4 protein-coding genes are annotated in these 6,995 nt (G+C 75.8%); 2 read left to right on the top strand and 2 right to left on the bottom strand.

Annotation, left to right across the window (positions count from 1 at the left end):
- Positions 1-2,854 (top strand): LuxR C-terminal-related transcriptional regulator (locus DLJ47_RS32185; RefSeq protein WP_233258138.1); only part of this gene is annotated, 2,854 nt, incomplete at its 5' end.
- Between the two features lie 89 nt (positions 2,855-2,943).
- Here DLJ47_RS32185 and DLJ47_RS32190 read toward each other — a convergent pair.
- On the bottom strand, positions 2,944-3,492 hold the full coding sequence (locus DLJ47_RS32190; RefSeq protein ID WP_109905719.1) for a DsbA family protein: 549 nt from the start codon (positions 3,490-3,492) through the stop codon (positions 2,944-2,946).
- 213 nt (positions 3,493-3,705) lie between these two features.
- On the bottom strand, positions 3,706-4,392 hold the full coding sequence (locus DLJ47_RS32195; protein WP_088992535.1) for a BON domain-containing protein: 687 nt from the start codon (positions 4,390-4,392) through the stop codon (positions 3,706-3,708).
- Between the two features lie 300 nt (positions 4,393-4,692).
- On the opposite strand from DLJ47_RS32195, the gene DLJ47_RS32200 reads away from it, so the two are divergent.
- A partial coding sequence (locus DLJ47_RS32200; protein ID WP_109905723.1) for a WD40/YVTN/BNR-like repeat-containing protein occupies positions 4,693-6,995 on the top strand: 2,303 nt, incomplete at its 3' end.

Below are 6,995 nucleotides of genomic sequence, written 5' to 3' on the forward strand. Positions count from 1 at the left end.
GGGCCGGATGCCGGAGGAGCAGAACCGAACCGTGGTCACGGCGGCGGTGCGGGGCCCGGCCGGCACACCCCTGCTGGCGTCCCGGTTGCGTCCGCCCGCGCTGCCCGATCCGGTGCTGCTGCGCCCCCGGCTGCTGGACGCCCTGGACCGGGGGACCGGCGGCCCGGTCACCCTGGTCTCCGCGCCGGCCGGCTGGGGCAAGACCACCCTGCTCGCCTCGTGGTGCCGGGCGGCCGCTGCCGCCGGCCCGGACCGGGCGGAGGGCGGCCCGGTGACCGCGGCTGCCGAGGGGGCCCGCGAGGCCGTGCCGGCGGGCGCGCCGCCGGGGGACTTCGGTGCGGCCGGGGACGCTACCCCGGACGGCGAACCGCTCCGGGCGGCCTGGGTGTCGGTGGAGGCCGGCGACGACGGCGACCGGTTCTGGTCCTACCTGGCGGCGGCGCTGCGCGCGGCCACCGGTCCGGTCGGGGACGCGCCGGAGCCCCCGGTGCCCGACCGGCCACCCCGCCCCGACCAGCTGGAACTGCTGGCCGCGGCGCTCGCCGCCCGGGAGCGGCCGGTGCTGCTGGTGGTGGACGACCTGCACCGGATCACCGACCCGGCCGCGCTGACCGGGCTGGAGTTCCTGCTCCGCCACGCCGGCCAGCGGCTGCGCCTGGTGGTCGGCGCGCGGGCCGGGCTGCCACTGGCCGTGCACCGGTGGCGGCTGGCCGGGGAACTGACCGAGCTCGGCCCGGACGAGCTGGCCTTCACCGGTGACGAGGTGGCCGACCTGCTCACCGCGCACGGGGTGGTGCTGCCGGTGGCTGGGGTGCGCCGGCTGCGGGAGCGGACCGGGGGCTGGCCGGCGGCGCTCCGGTTCGCCGCGCTGGCGTTGCGCGGGCAGCCGGACCCGGCGCGCTGGGTGGAGCAGTTCGGCGGCGACCAGCCGGACATCGCCGGCTACCTGCGCGAGGAGGTGCTCGCCGGGCTGGAGCCCGAGGCGCAGGACGTGCTGCGGCGCACCGCCGTGGCGGACGCGGTCTGCGCCGGGTTGGCCGACGCGCTCACCGGCCGGGCGGACACCGAGCCGACGCTGGCCGCGCTGGCCGGCGCCGGCGGGCCGCTGCGCCGCGACGACAGCCGCCCGCCCTGGTACCGCTGCCACCCGCTGCTCGCCGACCTGCTGCACGCCGAGCTGGCCCGGCTGCCCGCCGACGAGCTGCGCGACCTGCACCGGCGGGCGGCCGGCTGGTACGCCGACAACGGCCGGCCGGCCGACGGGCTGCGACACGCCCTCGCCGCCGGCGAGTGGGGTCCGGCCACCGACCTGTTCATCACCCGCTGGCCGGAGCTGGCCCCGTACGACCGGGACACCCCGGCCGGGCCGCCGCCCGCCGTCCCCCCGACCGATGCGGTGGCCCGCGACCCGGAGCTGGCGCTGGCCTGCGCCGCGGAGCGGGCGCACGCCGGGGACGCGGCGGCCGCCGCGGAGCGACTACGGCTCGCCGCCGAGCACGCCCCGACGCTGCCCGCCCCGCGCCGGGAGCGGTTCCTGCGCCTGGTCGCCGCGCTGGAACTCGCCCTGGCCCGGCTGGCCGGCGACCACCGGGAGGTACGCGCCGCCGCGGCCCGGCTGCTCGCCACCCGGACGCACGCCGGGATGCCCGGCGCCGCGCCCCGGGGCGACGCGGGCGAGGACGCCGACGTGCGGGCGGTGGGGGAGACCGCCGTCGGCCTGGTCGACCTGGCCGAGGGGGACCTGCGGGCGGCCGCCACCGGCTTCGGTCGGGCGCTCGCGGCGGCCCGGGAGGCGGGGCGGCCGCGCACCGAGCTGGTCTGCGCCAGCCGGTCCGCGCTGCTGCACGCGGCCCGGGGTGAGCTGCGGGCGGCCGAGGACGCCGCCCGGGCGGCGCTGGCCCTGCCGCCCTGCCAGGGTTGGGCCTGCCGGCTGGACTGCGGCCACGGCTACCTGGCGCTGGCGCTGGTGGCGCTGCACCGCGACCAGCCCGAGGAGGCCGAGGCCAACCTGGGACTGGCCGCGCCGGCCGCCACCGGCGAGCCGACCGTGGCGGCGCTGGCGGCGCTGTGCCAGGGGTACCTGCGGCGGGACGCCGGTGACCCGGCCGCCGGGCTGCGACTGCTGGTCGAGGCGCGGGAGCGACTGGCCGACCGGCCCCGGGCCGTCGAGTTGACGCACTGGCTGCTGGCCGCCGAGGCAGACCTGCGCGCCGGTCGGGGCGACCTGGACACCGCCCGCGAGCTGCTCACCGACCGGGTACGCGAGCAGGCCGAGCCCGCGCTGGCGGTGGCGCTGGCCCGGGTGGAGCTGTGCGCCGACGACCCCCGCGCCGCCGGGCGCCTGCTGCCGGACTGGCAGGCCCCGGAGGCGGCCGACTGGGCACTGCCGGTACGCCTGGACGCCGCCGTGCTCGACGCGGTGCTGGCCCGGCGGGCGGGGGACGAGCGGCGGGCCGGCCGGCTGCTGGAGGCGGCGCTCGACCTGGCCGGGCCGGACGGGTACCGGCGGGTGTTCACCCGCGCCGAGCCGGGGGTGCGGGACCTGCTCGCCGCGCACCTCGACGCCGGCACCGCGCACTGGCCGACGGTCAGCGACCTGGTCCGCGGCGCCGACGAGCCGGCCGGGCGGGCGGCGACCGAGCCGGCCGCGGCGGCGCTGGACGAGCCGCTCACCGAGCGGGAGCTGACCATCCTGCGCTACCTGCAGAGCATCCTGTCCAACGTGGAGATCGCCAGTGAGCTGTCGCTGTCGGTCAACACGGTGAAGACGCACGTCCGCAACATCTACCGCAAGCTCGACGCGACCCGCCGCCGCGAGGCCGTCCGCCGCGCCCGCGAACTCCGCCTCATCTGATCCACCCACAAAGGTGATCAAGAGCTTCGCGTCGACCGGGAAGCCTTCCGGTGACGCGAAGCTCTTGATCGACAGGAGGGGAGAGAGGCTCAGGGGTTGGCGGCGGCGTCCACCGCCGTGAGGAGGTCGGCCAGGTCGTAGGCGTCGTCGTGGCGGACCTCGTTGATGAAGAGGGTGGGCGTGGCGTTGACCCCGCTGCGGATGCCGCTGACGAAGTCCCGCCGCACCCGGTCGCCGTGCGCCTGCCGGTCCACCTCGGCGCGCACCTCGTCGATCGGCAGGCCGAGCTGCTCGATGCCGAGCGAGAGGTGCACCGGGTCGAGCTGGTCCTGGTGCTCGTACAGCCAGTCGTGCATGGCCCAGAACCGTCCGTGCCGGTCGGCCGCCTCGGTGGCCTCCGCCGCGCTCTCCGCGTACGGGTGCAGGTTGGCGATCGGGAAGTGCCGGTACACCAGCCGCACCGTGTCCGCCCGCTGGCGGAGCAGCTCGGTCAGGTTCCGGTACGCGGCTCCGCAGAACCGGCACTGGAAGTCGGCGTACTCGACGATGGTCACCGGCGCGTCCACCGGTCCGCGGACGTGGTCGTGCTCCGTCACCGGGGTGCGCAGGCGGGCGGTGACCTGAAGTGGCGTGGTCATCCGACCCCCCGATCGCCGGCGGACCCGGGCGCGGCGCGCCCGGGTCGGATCAGCCCGTTCGGCTCAGTCATGGCTCCCAGCCTGGTCTCCACCGGGGTGAGCGCGGCTCACCCCGCGCGGGTGGTTCGGCGCCCGGCCGGGCCGCGCGGCGGCGCGCCGTTCCGGCGGGTGGCGGCGCCGCTCCGGACCGTGCGGCGGCGTCATGGCGGCGGCTCAGCCGAGCACGGGAGCCACCGCTATGTGGTTCTGCACCTCCCGGATGCCCGGCGCGGACCAGACGATCCGCTCCACCTCGGCGCGTTCGGGCATGGAGTGGACCAGCCCGCCGAGCAGCACCGTGTCGCCGTGCACCCGCACCGTGATCCGCTCCGCCTCGGTCGCCCGGTTGCGGGCCAGCGCGTCAACGATCCGCTCGGCCAGCAGGTGCCCGTCCGGCCGTACGTCGGGGCGGACGGTGATCCCGTTGCTCACCCCGCGTACGCCGGTGAGGCGCGCGACCGCCCGTTCCGCGGCCCGACGCTGGTACTCCCACTCCACCTCGCCGTGCAGGGTCACCCAGCCGTTGGAGACGGTGACGTCGAGTTGTTCGAGCGGCACGAAGGCGTCCCATTCGAGCGCGTGGCCGGCCGCCGCTGCGAGGTCCGGGTCGGCCCGCTCGGCACCGGTGCTCAGCTGCACGGCCAGGTCGTTGGCGACCGCGCGGACCCGGGCCACCCGGTGGGTCGCCCGCTCGGCGGCCCACTTCTTGGCGTAGCTGTCCACCCGGCCGGTGAGGGTGACCACGCCCTCGGAGACGGTCACGCCGATCTCGTGCGGCTGCACCCGGGGCTCCCAGGTCAACTCGTCGAGGACGGCGGACTGGATGTCCTGGTCGGTACGGGTGATCGTGGTGATCGCCATCTTCGCTCCCTCCCCGGTTTGGCGGGCCTGCGTACGTCACGCCGTCCCCGATCCTGCCGCCGGCGGGGATGAGACCCCCTCACCCGACCGGGGCGAACCATGACCGGGGGGAACCGTGACTGGCGCGTGGGAGCGCTTCCATTCGTAGCGGGCGATCGGTTAGGGTGAGCGCGTTCCTCGGGTGCGGGAGCCGTCGCGCCGGGCAGCGGAGCAGGGGCAGCTCCGCCGTTGCGCACGTCGCTCGTCCCCGGGCGCGCCACCGGCGCGCTCCCGGGCGATCACCCTGGAGAGGAACCGCTGATGCGGAGAAGTTTCGTCGGCGCGGTGGTGGCCGCGCTGGCCACCGCGGCCATGGTGGCGGTGCCGTTCACCGCCGCCGGCTCCGCGCCGGCCGCCGAGGCGTACGGCTGGAAGAACGTCCGGATCGACGGCGGCGGCTTCGTCCCCGGGATCGTCTTCAACCCGACCGAGAAGAACCTGATCTACGCGCGCACCGACATCGGCGGACTGTACCGCTGGGAGCAGGGCAGCCAGTCGTGGACCCCGTTGCTGGACTGGGTCGGCGCCGACAGGTGGGGCTGGAACGGCGTGGTCAGCGTCGCCACCGACCCGGTGCAGACCAACCGGGTGTACGCGGCGGTCGGCATGTACACCAACGACTGGGACCCGAACAACGGCGCCATCCTGCGCTCGGCCGACAAGGGCGCCACCTGGCAGGTGACCGAACTGCCGTTCAAGAACGGCGGGAACATGCCCGGCCGGGGCATGGGCGAGCGGCTCGCCGTCGACCCCAACCGGAACAGCACCCTCTACTACGCCGCCGAGGGCGGCAACGGCCTGTGGCGCAGCACCGACTTCGGGGCGACCTGGACGAGGGTGGCGAACTTCCCGAACGTCGGCAACTACCGGGCCGACCCGAGCGACCCGAACGGTTACAACGGCCAGAACCAGGGCCTGACCTGGGTCGCCTTCGACAAGAGCACGGGTACGGCCGGCGCCGCCACGCAGACCGTCTACGTCGGCGTGGCGGACAAGGAGAACCCGGTCTACCGGAGCACGAACGGCGGCGCCAGTTGGGAGCGGGTCCCCGGCCAGCCGACCGGCTACCTGGCGCACAAGGGCGTCGTCGACCCGGTGGGCGGCTTCCTCTACATCGCCACCAGCGACACCGGCGGCCCGTACGACGGCGGCAAGGGTGACGTCTGGAAGTTCGACCGCGCCACCGGCGGGTGGACCCGGATCAGCCCGGTCCCGTCGGACAGCGCGGACGCCTACTTTGGTTACAGCGGGCTGACCATCGACCGGCAGCGGCCGAACACCCTGATGGTGGCCACCCAGATCTCCTGGTGGCCGGACGCGATCTTCTGGCGCAGCACCGACGGCGGCGCCACCTGGAGCCGGATCTGGGAGTTCAGCAGCTACCCCAACCGGACCAAGCGCTACACCATTGACGTCAGCTCGGTGCCCTGGCTGACCTTCGGCAGCAACCCCGCCCCGCCGGAGGAGACGCCGAAGCTCGGCTGGATGAACGAGTCGGTCGAGATCGACCCGCACGACAGCAACCGGTTCCTGTACGGCACCGGCGCGACCATCTACGGCAGCACCGACCTCACCAGGTGGGACACCGGCGGCCAGGTCACCATCCGGCCCATGGTCAAGGGGCTGGAGGAGACCGCGGTGCTCGACCTGGTCAGCCCGCCGTCCGGGGCGCCGCTGCTCAGCGCGCTCGGCGACATCGGCGGCTTCCGGCACACCGACCTGACCGCGGTGCCGCCGATGATGTTCACCCAGCCCACCTTCACCAGCACCACCAGCCTGGACTACGCCGAGACCAGGCCGGCCGTGCTGGTGCGGGCCGGCAACTTCACCGACGCGGACCGCCCGAACGACAGCCACGTGGCGTTCTCCACCGACGGCGGGGCGAACTGGTTCCAGGGCACCGAGCCGGCCGGGATCAACAGCGGCGGCACGGTCGCCGCGGCCGCCGACGGCAGCCGGTTCGTCTGGGCACCGGGCGACGCCGGCCAGCCGGTGGTGCACACGGTGGGCTTCGGCACCTCGTGGACCGCGTCGACCGGCATCCCGGCCAACGCGACCATCGAGTCCGACCGGGTCGATCCGAACCGGTTCTACGGCTTCAGCGGCGGCCGGCTCTACGTCAGCACCGACGGCGGGGCGAGCTTCACCCCGACCGCCGCCACCGGCCTGCCCGGCACGGTGAAGGTCAAGGCGCTACCCGGCCGGGCGGGCGAGCTGTGGCTGGCCGGCGAGGGCGGGCTGTGGCGCTCCACCGACGCCGGGGCCAGCGTCACCAGGCTGGGCGCCGTGAGCACCGCCGGCAACGTCGGCTTCGGCAAGGCGGCGCCCGGGCGGACGTACCCGGCGGTGTACCTCGTCGGCACGGTCGACGGCCAGCACGGGGTGTTCCGCTCCGACGACACCGGCGCCAGCTGGGTGCGGATCAACGACGACCAGCACCAGTACGGCAACGCCGGCGAGGCGCTCACCGGCGACCCCCGGGTGTACGGCCGGGTCTACCTCGGCACCAACGGCCGCGGCATCCTGGTCGCCGACCGGCTCGGCGGCGCGGGCCGCCGGGACGG

This window comes from Micromonospora sp. S4605 (assembly GCF_003176715.1).
Classification (GTDB): Bacteria; Actinomycetota; Actinomycetes; order Mycobacteriales; family Micromonosporaceae; genus Micromonospora; species Micromonospora echinaurantiaca.

What these genes read in the sequence shown, in the direction of transcription:
- DLJ47_RS32195 (WP_088992535.1), bottom strand. Translation starts at nt 4,392, where the DNA reads ATGGCGATCACCACGATCACCCGTACCGACCAGGACATCCAGTCCGCC.
- DLJ47_RS32190 (WP_109905719.1), bottom strand. Translation starts at nt 3,492, where the DNA reads ATGACCACGCCACTTCAGGTCACCGCCCGCCTGCGCACCCCGGTGACG.